Genomic DNA, 15,256 nt, shown 5'->3' on the forward strand with positions numbered 1-15,256 from the left:
GGCCCGTCAACCGGTGCCGCCGTCCCCGGCCGGTGCGTGGGATATTGCGGGGTGGGCACGGCGAACGGGGGATCGGTGCGCGGGCGGGGGTGGGCGGCGGGGGCGGTGGCCGTCGTGGTGGTGCTGGGCGGGGGCGGGTGCGCGGGGCGGGGCGGGGAGCAGCGGCCGGGGCGGCTGCGGGACCTGCTGCTGAGTGCGGAGCGGCTGCCGCCGGGGTACGTGCTGCGGGCGGGGGCGGCGGGCCTGACCACGACCGGGGCGCCGGGGGGCGGGGCGGGTCCGGGGCCGCTGGTGGCGGTGGACTGCGGGGAGTTCGACACCGGTTCCTTCCTGACCCGGCACGCCCCGCCGCTGGAGGACGTCGGGGTGGGGCTGGAGCGCGTCCCGGCGGGCGGCCGGGACCGGGGCTGGTCGGGCCGGGAGTCGCTGGAGCGCTACCCGCCGGGGCGGGCCGGCCGGGTGCTGGCCGACCTCCGGGCCGCCGCGCTGCGCTGCGCCGCGGCCGGTACCGCGGTGGTCGCCGGGACCGGGAGCGAGCGGACGGTGGCCGTCGAACCGCTGGGGGACGGGCTGCTGCTGAGGGTCACCCGGCGGGCGACCGGCGGCGGCGGTCCGACCTGGATCGACCGGACCGCGGTGGTGCGCAGCGGCGACGTGCTGCTGGTGGTGCGGGAGAGCGGCGGCGAGCAGGAGTCGGCGGAGCTGCCGGTGGTGCTCGGGGCGGCGGTCGCCGCCTACCGGGACGCGGCCGGGGAATGAAGCCGGGTGCTCAGTCCTCGATGCCCGGGGCGCCCCAGACCGGGAACCAGCGGGACAGGTCCGACTCGACCCGCAGGTCGTTGCGGAGCAGGTTGGAGACCTCGATCTCCAGCGGGTTGTCCCGCTTCTCCTGCCCGGCGACCTTGCACATCGGGTAGAAGGTGCCGCGCTTGTACAGGTACACCAGGGCCAGCGAGCGGCCCTCGGCGTCCCGGAAGGCGACCAGCGAGCAGAGCAGCTGCGGGCCGAAGCCGTTGGCCTCCAGCTCGCTGTTGACCGCGTGCAGGTCGTTGACCAGGTCGGGCAGTTCGTCCGGGGTGTGCCGGGCCAGCAGCCAGGAGTACCCGTAGGCGTCCCGGGAGGCCTCGACGGGGACGCCGCCGCGCCCGGTGTCCGCGTCCAGCAGCGCCTTCACCTGCTGCTGGACCTCGGTGAAGGCGGCGCCCTCGACCGCGGCGAAGCACACCGAGCCGAGGCCGGTCGGGGTGAACCCCTTGGCGGCCTGCAGGGTGAGCGCCGCCGACGGGATGCCGAACAGCTGGTCGAGGTCGGGCTTCACGGGCTTGGTCCGGCCGAACAGGGCGTCCAGGAATCCCACGCGGAAGGCTCCTCACTGGTGGTCGGTGGTGGCGGGGTCAGTGCCCGAGTTCGTCGGAGACCTTCCGCAGCTGGGCCAGCCGCTGCTCCAGCGACGGGTGGGTGGACAGCAGCCGGGACGCGGTCTCCTTGGCGCTCAGCGCCGGGGCGAAGTAGAAGGCGTTGTACGGCTGGGCCTGCCGCAGGTCCTTGGTGGGGATGGCGCCGATCTGCCCGGTCACCTTGGTCAGCGCCGAGGCCAGCGCGGCGGGCCGGCCGGTCAGCTGGGCGGCGGCGCGGTCGGCGGCCAGTTCGCGGTAGCGGGAGAGCAGCCTGGTCAGCAGGAAGCTGATCGCGTACACCACCATCGAGGCCAGCGGGATCAGCACCATGGCGATCGCCGCGTTCTGGTCGTTGCTGTTGCGGTTGCCGCCGCCCATCATCCCGCTGTAGAAGGCGATCCTGGTCATCGCGCCGGCCAGCACGCCGAGGAACCCGGCCACCGTCATCACCGCGACGTCCCGGTGCGCGACGTGCGACAGCTCGTGGGCCAGCACGCCCTCCAGTTCCTCCGGTTCGAGCCGGCGCAGCAGGCCGGTGGTCACGCAGACCACCGCGTTCTGCGGGTTGCGGCCGGTGGCGAAGGCGTTGGGCATGTCGTTGTCGGCGACCGCGACCCGGGGTTTGGGCATGTCGGCCAGCGCGCAGAGCCGGTCGACCGCGCCGTGCAGCTGCGGGTACTGCTCGGGGGTGACCCGGTGGGCGCCCATCGCCCGCTCGGTGATCTTGTCGGAGAACCAGAACTGGGCGACGAACAGGCCGCCGGAGATCAGCACCACCAGCGGCCAGGCGCCGCGCAGCAGCACGATCAGCAGGCCGGTGAAGCCGACGTAGACCAGCCCGATCAGGAACATGGTGGTGACCATCCGGCCGGTCAGGCCGCGGTCGGGGGTGAACCGGGAGTGCTGTGGCGCCGACATCGCTGCTCCTCCTCGTGCGTCGCGCGGTCCGGACCGCGCCGCCGCGGCCGTCCGTCCCGCTCGCCTTCGATGCTGCCACCGGGTGGCCCCGCGGGCACCATCCGAAACGATGGGAATTCGGTGGGAAAGCGACACGCGCGGGGCGGGCCGCGGGCGCTTCGGTCGAGGATCACGTGGGTGGACCGTTCCTGCCGTCAGGCCCGGGCCGTACACTGGCACGTACGGTTCTGGCACTCTGCCCAGTTGAGTGCCAGGCCGGGTCAGACACCGGGTCAACGGACGACGACGGAGGTGCGTGCCCCATGCCCGAGGACGGCAAGCCCGACGGCCGACTGATCGACACGCGCCCGCCGGTCCGACCGCTCGACGAGCGGCGCCTCGCGGTGCTCCGGGCGATCGTCCAGGACTACGTGGGCACCGAGGAGCCGGTCGGGTCCAAGGCCCTGGTGGAGCGGCACAACCTCGGCGTCTCCCCGGCCACGGTCCGCAACGACATGTCCGCGCTGGAGGAGGAGGGGTACATCCACCAGCCGCACACCAGTGCGGGCCGGATCCCCACCGACAAGGGCTACCGGCTGTTCGTCGACCGGCTCGCCGAGGTCAAGCCGATGACCGCCCCCGAGCGCCGGGCGATCCGGCACTTCCTGGAGGGCGCCGTCGACCTGGACGACGTGGTGGCCCGGACGGTGCGGCTGCTCGCCCAGCTGACCCGGCAGGTCGCGGTGGTCCAGTACCCGTCGCTGACCCGCTCCACGGTGCGGCACATCGAACTGGTGTCGCTCACCCCGACCAAGCTGATGCTGGTGCTGATCACCAACACCGGCCGGGTCGAGCAGCGGATGGTCGACTGCCCGGCCCCGGTCGGCGAGGCGCTGCTCGGGGAGCTGCGGGCCAAGCTCAACGGGATGGCGGGCGGCTGCCGGCTGCCCGAGGTGCCGACCGTCCTGGAGGACCTGCCGGCCGGCTTCGAGCCCGCCGACCGGCCCGCGGTCAGCACCGTGCTGGCGGTCCTGTTCGAGGCGCTGGCCGAACAGAACGAGGAACGCATCATGCTGGCGGGCACCGCCAACCTGACGCGTTTCGGCCATGATTTCCCGCTCACCATCCGGCCGGTCCTGGAGGCCCTGGAGGAGCAGGTGGTGCTGTTGCGCCTGCTGGGTGAGACGGCGGACTCGGCGATGACGGTCCGGATCGGCCACGAGATCGCCTACGAGGGGCTCAATTCCACGTCGGTGGTCTCGGTCGGTTACGGTTCGGGCGACCAGAGCGTGGCAAAGCTGGGAGTGATCGGTCCGACCCGGATGGATTACCCGGGCACAATGGGGGCGGTGCGCGCGGTGGCACGGTACGTCGGCCAGATCCTGGCGGAGTCGTAGCGGGGCGGCCGCAGCGGAACGGCGCAACAAGCAGCGTGCTGTCGCAGGCACTTCTAGAGGCGGAACAAACCGGAGCATTTGGTGGCCACGGACTACTACGCGGTACTCGGCGTCCGACGCGACGCGGGGCAGGACGAGATCAAGAAGGCGTTCCGGCGCCTCGCCCGTGAGCTGCACCCGGACGTGAACCCGGACCCGAAGACGCAGGAGCGGTTCAAGGAGATCAACGCCGCCTACGAGGTCCTCTCCGACCCGCAGAAGCGGCAGGTCTACGACCTCGGCGGCGACCCGCTGTCGCCCAACGGCGGCGGCGCGGGCGGCTTCGGCGCGGGCGCGGCCGGGTTCGGCTTCTCCGACATCATGGACGCCTTCTTCGGCGCCGCGACCGGCCAGCGCGGCCCGCGCTCGCGCACCCGCCGCGGCCAGGACGCCATGATCCGGCTGGAGATCACCCTGGAGGAGGCCGCGTTCGGCACCACCAAGGAACTCCAGGTCGACACCGCCGTCACCTGCACCACCTGCAACGGCGAGGGCGCCGCGCCCGGCACCTCCGCGCAGACCTGCGACATGTGCCGCGGCAAGGGCGAGGTCTCCCAGGTCACCCGGTCCTTCCTGGGCCAGGTCATGACCTCCCGCCCCTGCCCGCAGTGCCAGGGCTTCGGCACCGTCGTCCCCACCCCGTGCCCGGAGTGCGCCGGCGACGGCCGGGTCCGCGCCCGCCGCACCCTCACCGTCAAGATCCCGGCCGGCGTCGACAACGGCACCCGGATCCAGCTGGCCGGCGAGGGCGAGGTCGGCCCCGGCGGCGGCCCCGCCGGCGACCTGTACGTCGAGATCGCCGAGACCAGCCACCCGACCTTCCAGCGGCGCGGCGACGACCTGCACTGCACCGTCACCATCCCGATGACCGCCGCCTCGCTCGGCACCCAGGTGCCGCTGCAGACCCTCGACGGCCTCGAGGAGGTCGACATCCGGCCCGGCACCCAGTCCGGCCAGTCGATCCCGCTGCACGGCCGCGGCATCACCCACCTGCGCGGCGGCGGCCGGGGCGACCTGATAGTGCACGTCGAGGTGCAGACGCCCACCAAGCTCGACCCGGAGCAGGAGGAGCTGCTGCGCCGGCTCGCCGTGCTGCGCGGCGAGGAGCGTCCCTCCGGGCAGTTCGCGCCCGGCCAGCAGGGCCTGTTCTCCCGGCTGAAGGACGCCTTCAACGGCCGGTGAGACCCGAACGACCCGGGCCGGGAACGGTGCAGGGGCTGCGCGCCCCCGCCGTTCCCGGCCGGCTTTTCGACGGGCTCCGGCTCCGACCGGGCTCCTGCTGAGAGGACCGCTGCACCGATGACCGCACCCGTGTTCGTCGTCGACGACCTGACCGGGGCCGCCCCCGGCGCCACCGTCCGCCTCGACGGCCCCGAAGGCCGGCACGCCGTCGCCGTCAAGCGCCTGGAACCCGGCGAGGCGCTCACCCTCGCCGACGGCCGCGGCCGCGGCGCGGACGGCACCGTCGCCGCGCTGCACGGCAAGGACGCCCTCGACGTGCTGGTCACCGCCGTCCGCGAGGAACCCGCCCCCGCGCCCCGGATCACCGTCGTCCAGGCCCTGCCCAAGGGCGACCGCGGCGAACTCGCCGTCGAGACCATGACCGAAGCCGGCATCGACGCGATCGTGCCCTGGGCCGCCGCCCGCTGCATCACCCAGTGGAAGGGCGAACGCGGCGCCAAGGCGCTGGCCAAGTGGCGCGCCACCGCGCGCGAGGCCGGCAAGCAGTCGCGGCGACTGCGCTTCCCGGAGGTCCGGGACGCGGTGACCACCCGGCAGCTGCTGCCGCTGCTCGCGGCCGCGAGCTTCGCGGCCGTCCTGCACGAGGAGGGCTCGCTGCCGCTCGCCGCCGCCGCGCTGCCGGCCGACGGCGAGATCGTCCTGGTGGTCGGACCCGAGGGGGGCGTCTCCCCGGACGAGATCGCCGCCTTCGCGGAGGCCGGCGCCGCGCCGTACCGGCTCGGCCCGTCCGTCCTGCGCACCTCCACGGCGGGCGTCGCGGCCGGCGCGCTGCTGCTGGGCCGCACGGGGCGCTGGGGGTAGGCGGGGCGGGACGGTGCGAAACCGGGGGCGCGGGGAACTGCGCGCAGCGGGAGTCGCACGTCGGTGCGGTCGCGGGACGGTGCACCATGCTGTCCTGCGGGGCGATCCGGCTGTGCGTGCTCGCCTGGCCGCGCAGTTCCTCGCGCCCCCGGTTCCGCAGGGTCCGGCGCAGCAGTTCTCTGACGTTCCGTGAGGTTCGCCGCCTAGGGTGGCAGGATGACGGAATCGACGCGCGGGTATCTGCGCCACCCTCACTTGCACGGTGACGCCGTGGCTTTCGTGGCTGAGGACGACGTCTGGCTGGCGCCCGTGGACGGCGGGCGGGCCTGGCGGGTGACGGCGGACCAGGCGCCTTCGGGGGCGGTGCGGTTCTCGCCGGACGGGGGGTCGCTGGCTTGGACGTCGGCCCGGGACGGGGCGCCGGAGGTGCACGTCGGGCCGGTGGAGGGTGGTCCGGCCAGGCGGTTGACGTACTGGGGGAATCCGTTCACCGCGCTGGTGGGGTGGACCGCGGACGGGCGGCCGATCGCCGTCACCGCCGCCGGGCAGGAGACCATCCGGCGGACCTGGGCGTTCGCGTTGCCGTTGGACGGCGGGGAGCCGGAGCGGCTGCCGTACGGGCCGATCGGCGCGCTGGCGTTCGAGCCGGTGCCGGCGGGGGCCGGCGGGGGGCGGGTGCTGCTCGGGACGCACAACCGGGAGGCCGCGCACTGGAAGCGCTACCGGGGCGGCCGGGCCGGGAAGCTGTGGATCGGCGGCGGCCGGTTCGAGCGCCTGCACGCCGACCTGGACGGGCAGTTGGAGTGCCCGATGTGGGTCGGTGACCGGGTCGCGTTCCTGTCCGACCACGAGGGGGTCGGGCGGCTGTACTCCAGCCTCCCGGACGGTTCCGACCTGCGCGCGCACGGCCCGGCCGAGCACGGCTTCTACGCCCGGCAGGCGTCCACCGACGGCACCCGGGTGATCTGGCAGAGCGCCGGCGAGCTGTGGCTGCTGGACGACCTGGACGGTGCCGGGGCGCGCCGCCTGGACGTCCGTCCGGCCGGGCCGCGCACCCGGCGGCAGCCGCACCCGACGCCCGCCGCCGGGCAGGTGGAGACCGCCGCCCCGGACCGCACCGGCCGGGCCGCGGCCGTGGTGGTGCGCGGCACCGTGCACTGGGTCACCCACCGGGAGGGCCCGGCCCGGGTGCTGGACGAGGCGCCCGGGGTGCGGGGCAGGCTGGCCCGGGTGGTCCCGGGCGAGGACGGTGCGCAGGGCGCGGTGTGGGTCACCGACGCGGAGGGCGACGACGCGCTGGAGTACGCCCCGGCGGTGCTGGGCGCGGAGCGGCGGCGGCTGGCGGCCGGGCGGCTCGGCCGGGTGCGCGGCCTGGCGGTCTCGCCGGACGGCAAGCAGCTCGCGGTGGCCTCGCACGACGGCCGGGTGCTGCTGGTGGCGCTCAGCGACGGCGCGGTCAACGAGCTGGCGCGCAGCGGCGACGGCGAGGTCAGCGGGCTGGTGTTCAGCCCGGACTCGGCGTGGCTGGCCTGGTCGCAGCCGGTGCTGGGCCCGTGGTCGCTGCGCCAGATCATGCTCGCCGACCTGACCTCGCGCACCGTCAGCGAGGCGACCCCGCAGCGCTTCCACGACTACTCGCCGGCCTTCACCGCGGACGGCCGGCACCTGGCGTTCCTGTCGGTGCGCACCTTCGACCCGGTGTACGACCAGCACGCCTTCGACCTGTCCTTCCCTGGCGGCACCCGCCCGTACCTGCTGACGCTGGCCGCCGACACGCCGTCGCCGTTCGGCCCGCAGCGCGGCGGGCGGCCGGCCGGCGGCGAGGAGGAGGACGCCAAGGAGGGCGAGAAGGACGCGGTGCCCGGCACCCGGGTCGACCTGGAGGGGCTGGCCGACCGGATCGTGCCGTTCCCGGTGGAGGCCGGCCGGTTCGGGGTGCTGCGGGCGGCGAAGGACGGGGTGCTGTGGACCAGGTACCCGTTCAGCGGCGAACTCGGCGACAGCGCGGCCTCGTTGGACGACGAGCCGGCCCGCACCGCGCTGGAGCGGTTCGACCTGAGGAAGCGCCGGGCGGAGGAACTGCTCAGCGGCGTCGACGCGTTCGCGGTCAGCGGTGACGGCGCCCGGCTGGCCGTGCTGGACGGCGGCGCGCTGCGGATCGTGCCCGCCGACCAGAAGGCCGGCGAGGACGAGGAGGTGGACGTCGACCTCGACCGGGTCCGGGTCACCGTCGACCCGGCCGCCGAGTGGCGGCAGATGTTCGACGAGAACGGCCGCCTGATGCGCGACAACTTCTGGCGCGCCGACCTGAACGGCGTCGACTGGACGGGCGTGCTGGCGCGGTACCGGCCGCTGGTCGAGCGGATCGGCAGCCACGCCGACCTGGTCGACCTGCTTTGGGAGACGGTCGGCGAGCTCGGCACCTCGCACGCCTACGTGCTGCCGCCCGGCCGCGGCACCGAGGCGGCCCGGCTGCAGGGCCTGCTCGGCGCGGACCTGGTGCGGGACGGCGAGGTGTGGCGGGTCGCCCGGGTGCTGCCCGGCGAGTCCTCCGACCCGCGGGCCCGCTCCCCGCTGGCCGCGCCCGGCGCGGCGATCCGCCCCGGGGACGCGGTGCTGGCCGTCAACGGGCGCCCGGTCGACCCGGTGACCGGCCCGGCCCCGCTGCTGGCCGGCACCGCCGACCAGCCGGTCGAACTCACCGTCACCGGCCCGGACGGCGAGCGGCACCCCGTGGTGGTGCCGACCGACGACGAGGAGGCGCTGCGCTACCACGACTGGGTGGCCGGCCGGCGGGCCGCCGTCCGCGAACTGTCCGGCGGCCGGCTCGGCTACCTGCACGTCCCCGACATGCAGAGCGCCGGCTGGGCGCAGCTCCACCGCGACCTGCGGTTCGAGATGTCGCTGGACGGCCTGGTGCTGGACCTGCGGGAGAACCGCGGCGGCCACACCTCCCAGCTGATCGTGGAGAAGCTGGCCCGCCGGATCGTCGGCTGGAACCACGGCCGCGACCTGGCCCGCCCCGACCCGTACCCCGGCGACGCCCCGCGCGGCCCGGTGGTGGCGCTCGCCAACGAGTTCTCCGGCTCGGACGGCGACATCGTCAACGCGGCGATCCAGGCGCTCGGCATCGGCCCGGTGGTCGGCACCCGCACCTGGGGCGGCGTGATCGGCATCGACAGCCGGTACGCGCTGGTCGACGGGACGCTGGTCACCCAGCCCAAGTACGCGTTCTGGATGGAGGGCTACGGCTGGCAGCTGGAGAACCGCGGCGTCACCCCCGACGTCGAGGTGCCGATCGCCCCGCACGACTGGGCGGCCGGCCGCGACCCCCAGCTGGAGACCGCCGTCCGGCTCGCCCTGGAGGCGCTGGAGCGCACCCCCGCCCGGACCTCGCCCGGCCCGGACTAGCCATTCGTCTACGAACGACCGGCCGCCCGGCGGGCGGCCGGTTTCCCGACGTGTCCTTCCGGCGCCGCCCTGTTATCGCTAGGGTGCACGCAGTGACGGCCGAGGGGGAGCGTTGGGGACACCGGATTTCAGCGTGGACCACGAGGCGCTGGGCGAGTGCGGCCGGAAGCTGGACCGGGCGGGCGACGACCTGGAGGCGGCCGGTGGTCGGTTCCGGGGCCCGCCGGACTTCGACCGGGACCACTTCGGCGACTACGGCGTCCCCGAGGCGGCCGGCAACTTCTTCACCTCCTGGCAGGACGAGTGGCGGCTGGACGTCCGGGCGCTGCGCGAACTCGCCGAGAAGGTGCGACGGAGCGCGGAGAACTACCGCAGCACCGACGCCGAGGTGGCCGGGGCGGCCGGCCGGCCGCACGGCTGAGGGGGCACGGGGAACACGGGGAGGGGGACCGACCGACCGGCACGGCCGAAGGGGAGCCAGCACGGGATGCCGACGCAACGCGAGCAGGTCGAGGAGCTCAGCCGCACCATCGGGAGCGCCCACGGGATGTGGGGCGCCGGGGACCTCCGGGACGCCGTCCACGACGCCGTCCGGCTGCCGGGGCCCGCGGGCGTGCCCGGGGCGATCGACCGGCTCGGCCGGGACTTCGCCGCGATGTCCGGGCAGGTCGACAGCGTCCGGGCCGAGGTCGCCGACGTCGCCCGGAGCAGGCTCCCGGACGTCTGGACCGGGCAGGTCGGCGAGAAGGCCGCCGAGGCCGTCACCGCCGCCGCGCAGGACCTGGACCGGATGACCGAGGACTTCACCCGGGCCGGCCGGGTCCTGGTCGAACTCTGCGACGCCCTGGCGCAGGCCCAGGCCACCCACGCCCGGTCGGCCGGCTCGCTGGCCCGGGCCGCCGTCCTGCTGGCCGACATCACCACCGTGGGCGGCCTGCCCGACCCGGTGCACTGGGACGACGACAAGATGCACGAGGCCAAGGCGGAGGCCGGGTACGCGATCGGCCTGATGCTGGATGCCGCCGTGCGCGCCGAGGAGGCCGGCCACCGCGCCGCGGCCGAGCTCAACCGGCTCGCCGCGCAGGCCGAGGCGGCCCGGCTGGCGGGCGGCGGCCTGAGCGCCACCGACCGCCTGGTGCTGGCCGGCGCCGGGGGCTTCGCCGACCTGAACCGCATCCTCAGCGCCACCGACGCCACCCGGGCCGGACAGTTCCTGGACCGGCTCGCCCCCGCGGACCGGCAGCGGCTGAACGCCCTGCTGGCCGGCGCCAAGTCGGCCGAGGAGCGCGCCTACCTGCTGAAGGCGCTCGCCGCCGGCCACAGCGTGGACGAGGTCGCCGCGTTCGACGCGCAGATCCACGAGCACGGCGCCAATCGGGCCTGGCTGGACGCCCGGCTCAGCCCGACCCGGCACGACCCGCAGCCCCGCACCGGCATCGACCACCTGGAGGTGCCGGGCTTCCTGGGCGCCGCCTGGGTGCAGGACGGCAGCACCTGCGTGGCCGCGTCCACCGTGACGGCGCGGGCCGTGGTCGACCCGGTGTACGCGTTCCAGCTCACCACCGGCGGCCGCCCCGGCGACCCGGGGTCCGAGAGCGCGGCCGCCTTCACCGAGCGGCTGCGGGCCGAGCAGCACCGGGTCTACGACGGCAGCCGGGAGTGGTACCAGGACCTGCCGCTGATCGGGCAGGAGGGGCTGAGCGACGACCAGTCCCGGGACGTGGCGAACCGGGAGCTCGGCACCCGCACCGGCACCGACTACCGCAACGTCCCGCTCGACGGCCCGGACGGGCGGCGGGACGTGCTGGTCGACGTGGAGAAGGCCGTGGACGAGGGCAAGCCCGTCCCGGTGAGCATCCGCGGCGGCGACCAGGGCCACCAGCTGATGATCATCGGGCACGACGGCGACAAGCTCCAGGTCTACAACCCGTGGGGCTACACCACCTGGATCACGGAGGACGACTTCGTCAACAACCACATGGACCACGCGCTCGACCAGCCGCCCCGGATGGACACCGCGACCAGCGTCCGCCTCCCGAAGTGAGCCCCCCGGCGTCGACCCTCCGGTGTCGAACCTCCCGAAGTGAACCTCCCGTAGTGAACAGAGAGCACCCATGACCAGCCCCCCGCCCGGCCGGACCGACGCCGAGCTCGCCGCCTTGGACGTGCCCGCGCTGCTGCGCTTCGGCCTGGCCCAGGACGGCCCGCACCGGCGGGCGCTGTTCGCCGACGGCGCGGTGGCCGCCGCGCTCGCGGCCGAGCGGTGCGAGGTGCCCCCGCACGCCGTCGCCTACCTGGCCGAGCTCGTCCGGGCCGCCGGGCTCAGGGCCGCCGCCGAACTGCCGGAGCCGCTGGTCGGCCCCGGCGCGGCCGACCTCGCCGACGACTGGCTGCACGCGGCCGGCACGGTGCTGGACCCGGACGGCGTGGCCGCCGGGGCGCTGGTGGCCGACTGGCTCGCCGCGGTCGCCGCGCTGCTCGAACTGCGCCGCGTGAGCCGCCGCGCGTGAGGACGTGGAAGGTGACGGGGGCCCGGGCCGTCCGGGCGTCGGTGCTGGCGGTGCTGGTGGTGCCGGTCTGGGGGCCGCGGTGGCAGGTCAACCACGGGGAGGTGTTCGCCTCGGACGCCCGGGAGGTCGCGGTCCGGCGCGGCCAGGTGTTCTCGCTGCACTGGGAACTGGCCGTGGACCCGGGGCGGTACCACCGGCCGGTGGCCCCCCGGCCCGACCCGGGGGTCGCCGTCCTCACCGGGGTCGACGAGGTCCCCGGCGACCCCGACCGGCTGGGCGACGGCGGGGAGCTGTACCTGGTGTTCCGGGCGGAGGGCCGCGGCACCACCGAGCTGACGGTCGACAACTGCCGGGAACCCTGCGGCGGATCCGCCGACGGCTTCCGCGAACGCCGGACCTACCGGATCGTGGTGCGCTGACGGCGGTAAGGTCGTGGCACCAGTGACGGAAACCCAGGAAGGGACGCGGGAGATGGCCGGCGAGCCGCAGGCGGACTGTGTGTTCTGCAAGATCGTGTCGGGGGACATCCCGGCGACCGTGGTGCGCAAGACCGAGCGGACGCTGACGTTCCGTGACATCAACCCGCAGGCGCCCACCCACCTGCTGGTGATCCCGCGGGTGCACTACGCGGACGCGGCCGAACTGGCCGCCGCCGAGCCGCAGATCGCGGCCGAACTGCTCGTCGAGGCGGGCGGGGCGGCGGCGGGCGAGGGCCTGGAGTCCTACCGGCTGATCTTCAACACCGGTGCGGGGGCCGGACAGACGGTCTTCCACGCGCACGTGCACGTGCTGGGCGGCAAGCCGCTCACCGAGGGACTGGTCTGACCGTTGTCGCAGCGTGAGCTCGTCGTCCTGGGCACCGCCAGCCAGGTGCCGACCCGGCACCGCAACCACAACGGGTACCTGCTGCGCTGGGACGGCGAGGGGCTGCTGTTCGACCCGGGGGAGGGCACCCAGCGGCAGATGCTGTTCGCCGGGGTGAGCGCCACCGGGATCACCCGGATCGCGGTCTCGCACTTCCACGGCGACCACTGCCTCGGGCTGCCCGGCGTGGTGCAGCGGATCAACCTGGACAAGGTCCCGCACCCGGTGGACGCCTACTACCCGGCGTCCGGGCAGGTGTTCTTCGAACGGCTGCGGAACGCCAGCGCCTACCACCCGACGGCCGAGATCCGCGAGCACCCCGTCGAGGCCACCGGCCCGCTCCCGGCCCCCGGCGCGCCGTTCGCGCTGGAGGCGGTGCGGCTCTCGCACCCGGTGGAGTCGTTCGGCTACCGGCTGACCGAGCCCGACGGCTTCCGGCTGCGGCCCGAGAAGCTGCGCGAACTCGGCCTGCGGGGCCCCGCGGTGGGCGTGCTGCAGCGCGAGGGCCGGGTCGAGGTGGACGGGCGGACGGTGACCGCCGAACAGGTCGGGGAGGTCCGCCCCGGGCAGCGGTTCGCCTTCGTGATGGACACCCGGCTCTGCGACGGCGTCGGCGAACTCGCCGAGGGCGCCGACCTGTTGGTGATCGAATCGACCTTCCTCGACCAGGACGCCGCGCTCGCCGAGGAGCACGGGCACCTGACCGCCGCCCAGGCCGCCCGGGTGGCCGCGGCGGCCGGGGTGCGGCGGCTGGTGCTGACCCACTTCTCGCAGCGCTACCCGGACCTCTCCGGCCACCTCGCGGAGGCCGCACGGCACTTCGACGGCGAGATCGTGGTCGCCGAGGACCTGGCGCGGATCCCCGTCCCGCCGCGCCGTTGACCGCCGCCGGGCCGCGACCGGCCGCCGCCCGGCCCCGACGTGCGGGAAAACCGCTCGCGCATCGGGCCGCCAGCCCCCACCATCGAAGCCGCCGCGCCGCTCCGGCGAACACCTGCGCGGCGTACCCTGGTGACCCGGAGAGCCCGAGCCACACGACACGACGGATTGGGATGAGGCAGGCCGCAGCGCCGACCCATGACTGACACACCGCAGACCCGAACCGACGGACAGGAGCGCCCCGACGGGGCGTCCACCAGCACCCGGATCGCCATTCCGGAGAAGCACCCGATGGTCACCCTGCTGGGTGCGGCCGACTCGCTCCTGCGAGTGATCGAGGAAGGCTTCCCGGGCGCCGACATCCACGTCCGCGGAAACGAGGTGACGGCCACCGGCTCGCCCGCCGAGGTCGCGCTCGTCAAGCAGCTCTTCACCGAGATGATGCTGGTGCTGCGCACCGGCCAACCCCTGACGGAGGACGCCGTGGAGCGCTCCATCAGCATGCTCAGGAGCGCCGCCGAGGACCCGGCCCACCCGGCCCCGTCCGAGGTGTTCACGGCGAACATCCTGTCCAACCGGGGCCGCACCATCCGCCCCAAGACGCTCAACCAGCAGCGCTACGTCGACGCGATCGACAAGCACACCATCGTCTTCGGCCTCGGCCCGGCCGGCACCGGCAAGACCTACCTGGCGATGGCCAAGGCCGTGCAGGCCCTACAGGCCAAGGAGGTCAACCGGATCATCCTGACCCGGCCGGCCGTCGAGGCGGGGGAGCGGCTGGGCTTCCTGCCCGGCACCCTCTACGAGAAGATCGACCCGTACCTGCGCCCGCTGTACGACGCGCTGCACGACATGATGGACCCCGACTCGATCCCGCGGCTGATGGCGGCCGGGACGATCGAGGTGGCCCCGCTCGCGTACATGCGCGGCCGCACCCTGAACGACGCCTTCATCATCCTCGACGAGGCGCAGAACACCTCGCCCGAGCAGATGAAGATGTTCCTGACCCGCCTGGGCTTCAACTCCCGGGTGGTCGTGACCGGCGACACCAGCCAGATCGACCTGCCGGGCGGCACCCGCTCCGGCCTCAAGGTGGTCCAGGAGATCCTCGTCGACGTGCCCGACATCCACTTCTCGGTGCTCACCAGCACCGACGTGGTGCGGCACAAGCTGGTCGGCCGCATCGTGGATGCGTACGAACGCTGGGACGCCCGGCAGGAGGCCGAGGAGTCCGGCGACCGCAAACCCGTCCAACGGCGGGGCGCCCGGGCGCCCCGGCAGTCCCATCGCACCGAAAGCTGAGTACTGAGCCCTCCATGTCGATCGACATCGCCAACGAGTCCGGGTGGGACGTCGACGAGGAGTCCATCCTCGACGTCGCCCGCTACGCCCTCGACAAGATGCGGATCCATCCGCAGTCCGAGCTCTCCGTGATCCTCTACGACAGCGAGTCGATGGCGGAGCTGCACGTCCAGTGGATGGACCTGCCCGGTCCGACCGACGTGATGTCCTTCCCGATGGACGAGCTGCGTCCGGGCAAGGAGGGCGAGGACCTGCCCGAGGGCCTGCTCGGCGACATCGTGCTCTGCCCCGAGGTGGCGAAGGAGCAGGGCCTCGCCGCCCCCACCAAGCACTCGATGGACGAGGAGCTGCAGCTGCTCACCGTCCACGGGGTGCTGCACGTGCTCGGCTACGACCACGAGGAACCCGACGAGGAGCGCGAGATGTTCGCGCTGCAGAAGCGGATCCTGGACGACTGGCGGGCGGGCCGCGGCCTGTCCGGCCTGTCGCCCGCGCCGACCGTCCACTGAGGGCCGGC

At 74.5% G+C, this 15,256-nt stretch carries 15 protein-coding genes; 13 read left to right on the forward strand and 2 right to left on the reverse strand.

Going from position 1 to position 15,256, the window contains the following annotated elements; all coding sequences use genetic code 11:
• Window positions 1-51: 51 nt before the first annotated feature.
• Complete coding sequence (locus tag EDD39_RS39515) at window positions 52-759, forward strand: hypothetical protein (RefSeq protein ID WP_162870005.1); 708 nt, start codon at window positions 52-54, stop codon at window positions 757-759.
• Window positions 760-769: 10 nt separating this feature from the next.
• Here EDD39_RS39515 and pspAB read toward each other — a convergent pair whose 3' ends face one another.
• Both pspAB and htpX read right to left on the reverse strand, forming a co-directional pair.
• Window positions 770-1,357 carry a PspA-associated protein PspAB gene (pspAB, locus tag EDD39_RS13020; RefSeq protein WP_030458642.1) on the reverse strand — a complete coding sequence of 196 codons (588 nt, stop codon included), beginning with the start codon at window positions 1,355-1,357 and terminating at the stop codon, window positions 770-772.
• A 37-nt stretch (window positions 1,358-1,394) separates the two neighbouring features.
• Entirely contained in the window at window positions 1,395-2,315 is a 921-nt protein-coding gene (gene htpX / locus EDD39_RS13025) for a zinc metalloprotease HtpX (protein WP_123555749.1), read from the reverse strand.
• A 302-nt stretch (window positions 2,316-2,617) separates the two neighbouring features.
• Between htpX and hrcA the strand changes: the two genes are divergently transcribed.
• The 12 genes from hrcA (at window position 2,618) to ybeY (ending at window position 15,248) form a co-directional block, all read left to right on the forward strand.
• A complete protein-coding gene (gene hrcA, locus EDD39_RS13030) occupies window positions 2,618-3,691 on the forward strand; it encodes a heat-inducible transcriptional repressor HrcA (protein ID WP_051816650.1) in 1,074 nt (357 codons plus the stop codon).
• Window positions 3,692-3,772: 81 nt separating this feature from the next.
• Entirely contained in the window at window positions 3,773-4,912 is a 1,140-nt protein-coding gene (gene dnaJ, locus EDD39_RS13035; RefSeq protein WP_030906373.1) for a molecular chaperone DnaJ, read from the forward strand.
• Window positions 4,913-5,029: 117 nt separating this feature from the next.
• The gene (locus tag EDD39_RS13040; protein WP_123555751.1) at window positions 5,030-5,773 is read left to right on the forward strand and encodes a 16S rRNA (uracil(1498)-N(3))-methyltransferase; all 744 of its coding nucleotides are present in this window, start codon (window positions 5,030-5,032) and stop codon (window positions 5,771-5,773) included.
• 216 nt (window positions 5,774-5,989) lie between these two features.
• Window positions 5,990-9,184 (forward strand): S41 family peptidase, encoded by a 3,195-nt coding sequence (locus EDD39_RS13045; RefSeq protein ID WP_123555752.1) that lies wholly within the window; start codon window positions 5,990-5,992, stop codon window positions 9,182-9,184.
• 133 nt (window positions 9,185-9,317) lie between these two features.
• On the forward strand, window positions 9,318-9,605 hold the full coding sequence (locus EDD39_RS13050; RefSeq protein ID WP_162870006.1) for a WXG100 family type VII secretion target: 288 nt from the start codon (window positions 9,318-9,320) through the stop codon (window positions 9,603-9,605).
• Between the two features lie 66 nt (window positions 9,606-9,671).
• Window positions 9,672-11,228 carry a peptidoglycan-binding protein gene (locus EDD39_RS39520; RefSeq protein ID WP_162870007.1) on the forward strand — a complete coding sequence of 519 codons (1,557 nt, stop codon included), beginning with the start codon at window positions 9,672-9,674 and terminating at the stop codon, window positions 11,226-11,228.
• A gap of 70 nt (window positions 11,229-11,298) precedes the next feature.
• Window positions 11,299-11,694, forward strand: a complete 396-nt coding sequence (locus EDD39_RS13060; protein ID WP_030458634.1) for a hypothetical protein — start codon at window positions 11,299-11,301, stop codon at window positions 11,692-11,694.
• An 11-nt stretch (window positions 11,695-11,705) separates the two neighbouring features.
• A complete protein-coding gene (locus tag EDD39_RS13065; protein WP_123555754.1) occupies window positions 11,706-12,113 on the forward strand; it encodes a hypothetical protein in 408 nt (135 codons plus the stop codon).
• A 52-nt stretch (window positions 12,114-12,165) separates the two neighbouring features.
• A complete protein-coding gene (locus EDD39_RS13070) occupies window positions 12,166-12,519 on the forward strand; it encodes an HIT domain-containing protein (RefSeq protein WP_123555756.1) in 354 nt (117 codons plus the stop codon).
• A 3-nt stretch (window positions 12,520-12,522) separates the two neighbouring features.
• Complete coding sequence (locus tag EDD39_RS13075) at window positions 12,523-13,440, forward strand: ribonuclease Z (protein ID WP_123555758.1); 918 nt, start codon at window positions 12,523-12,525, stop codon at window positions 13,438-13,440.
• Window positions 13,441-13,635: 195 nt separating this feature from the next.
• On the forward strand, window positions 13,636-14,739 hold the full coding sequence (locus tag EDD39_RS13080; RefSeq protein WP_123555760.1) for a PhoH family protein: 1,104 nt from the start codon (window positions 13,636-13,638) through the stop codon (window positions 14,737-14,739).
• A 14-nt stretch (window positions 14,740-14,753) separates the two neighbouring features.
• Complete coding sequence (gene ybeY / locus EDD39_RS13085) at window positions 14,754-15,248, forward strand: rRNA maturation RNase YbeY (RefSeq protein ID WP_014135684.1); 495 nt, start codon at window positions 14,754-14,756, stop codon at window positions 15,246-15,248.
• The last annotated feature ends 8 nt before the right edge of the window (window positions 15,249-15,256 follow it).

The organism is Kitasatospora cineracea (genome assembly GCF_003751605.1).
GTDB lineage: Bacteria > Actinomycetota > Actinomycetes > Streptomycetales > Streptomycetaceae > Kitasatospora > Kitasatospora cineracea.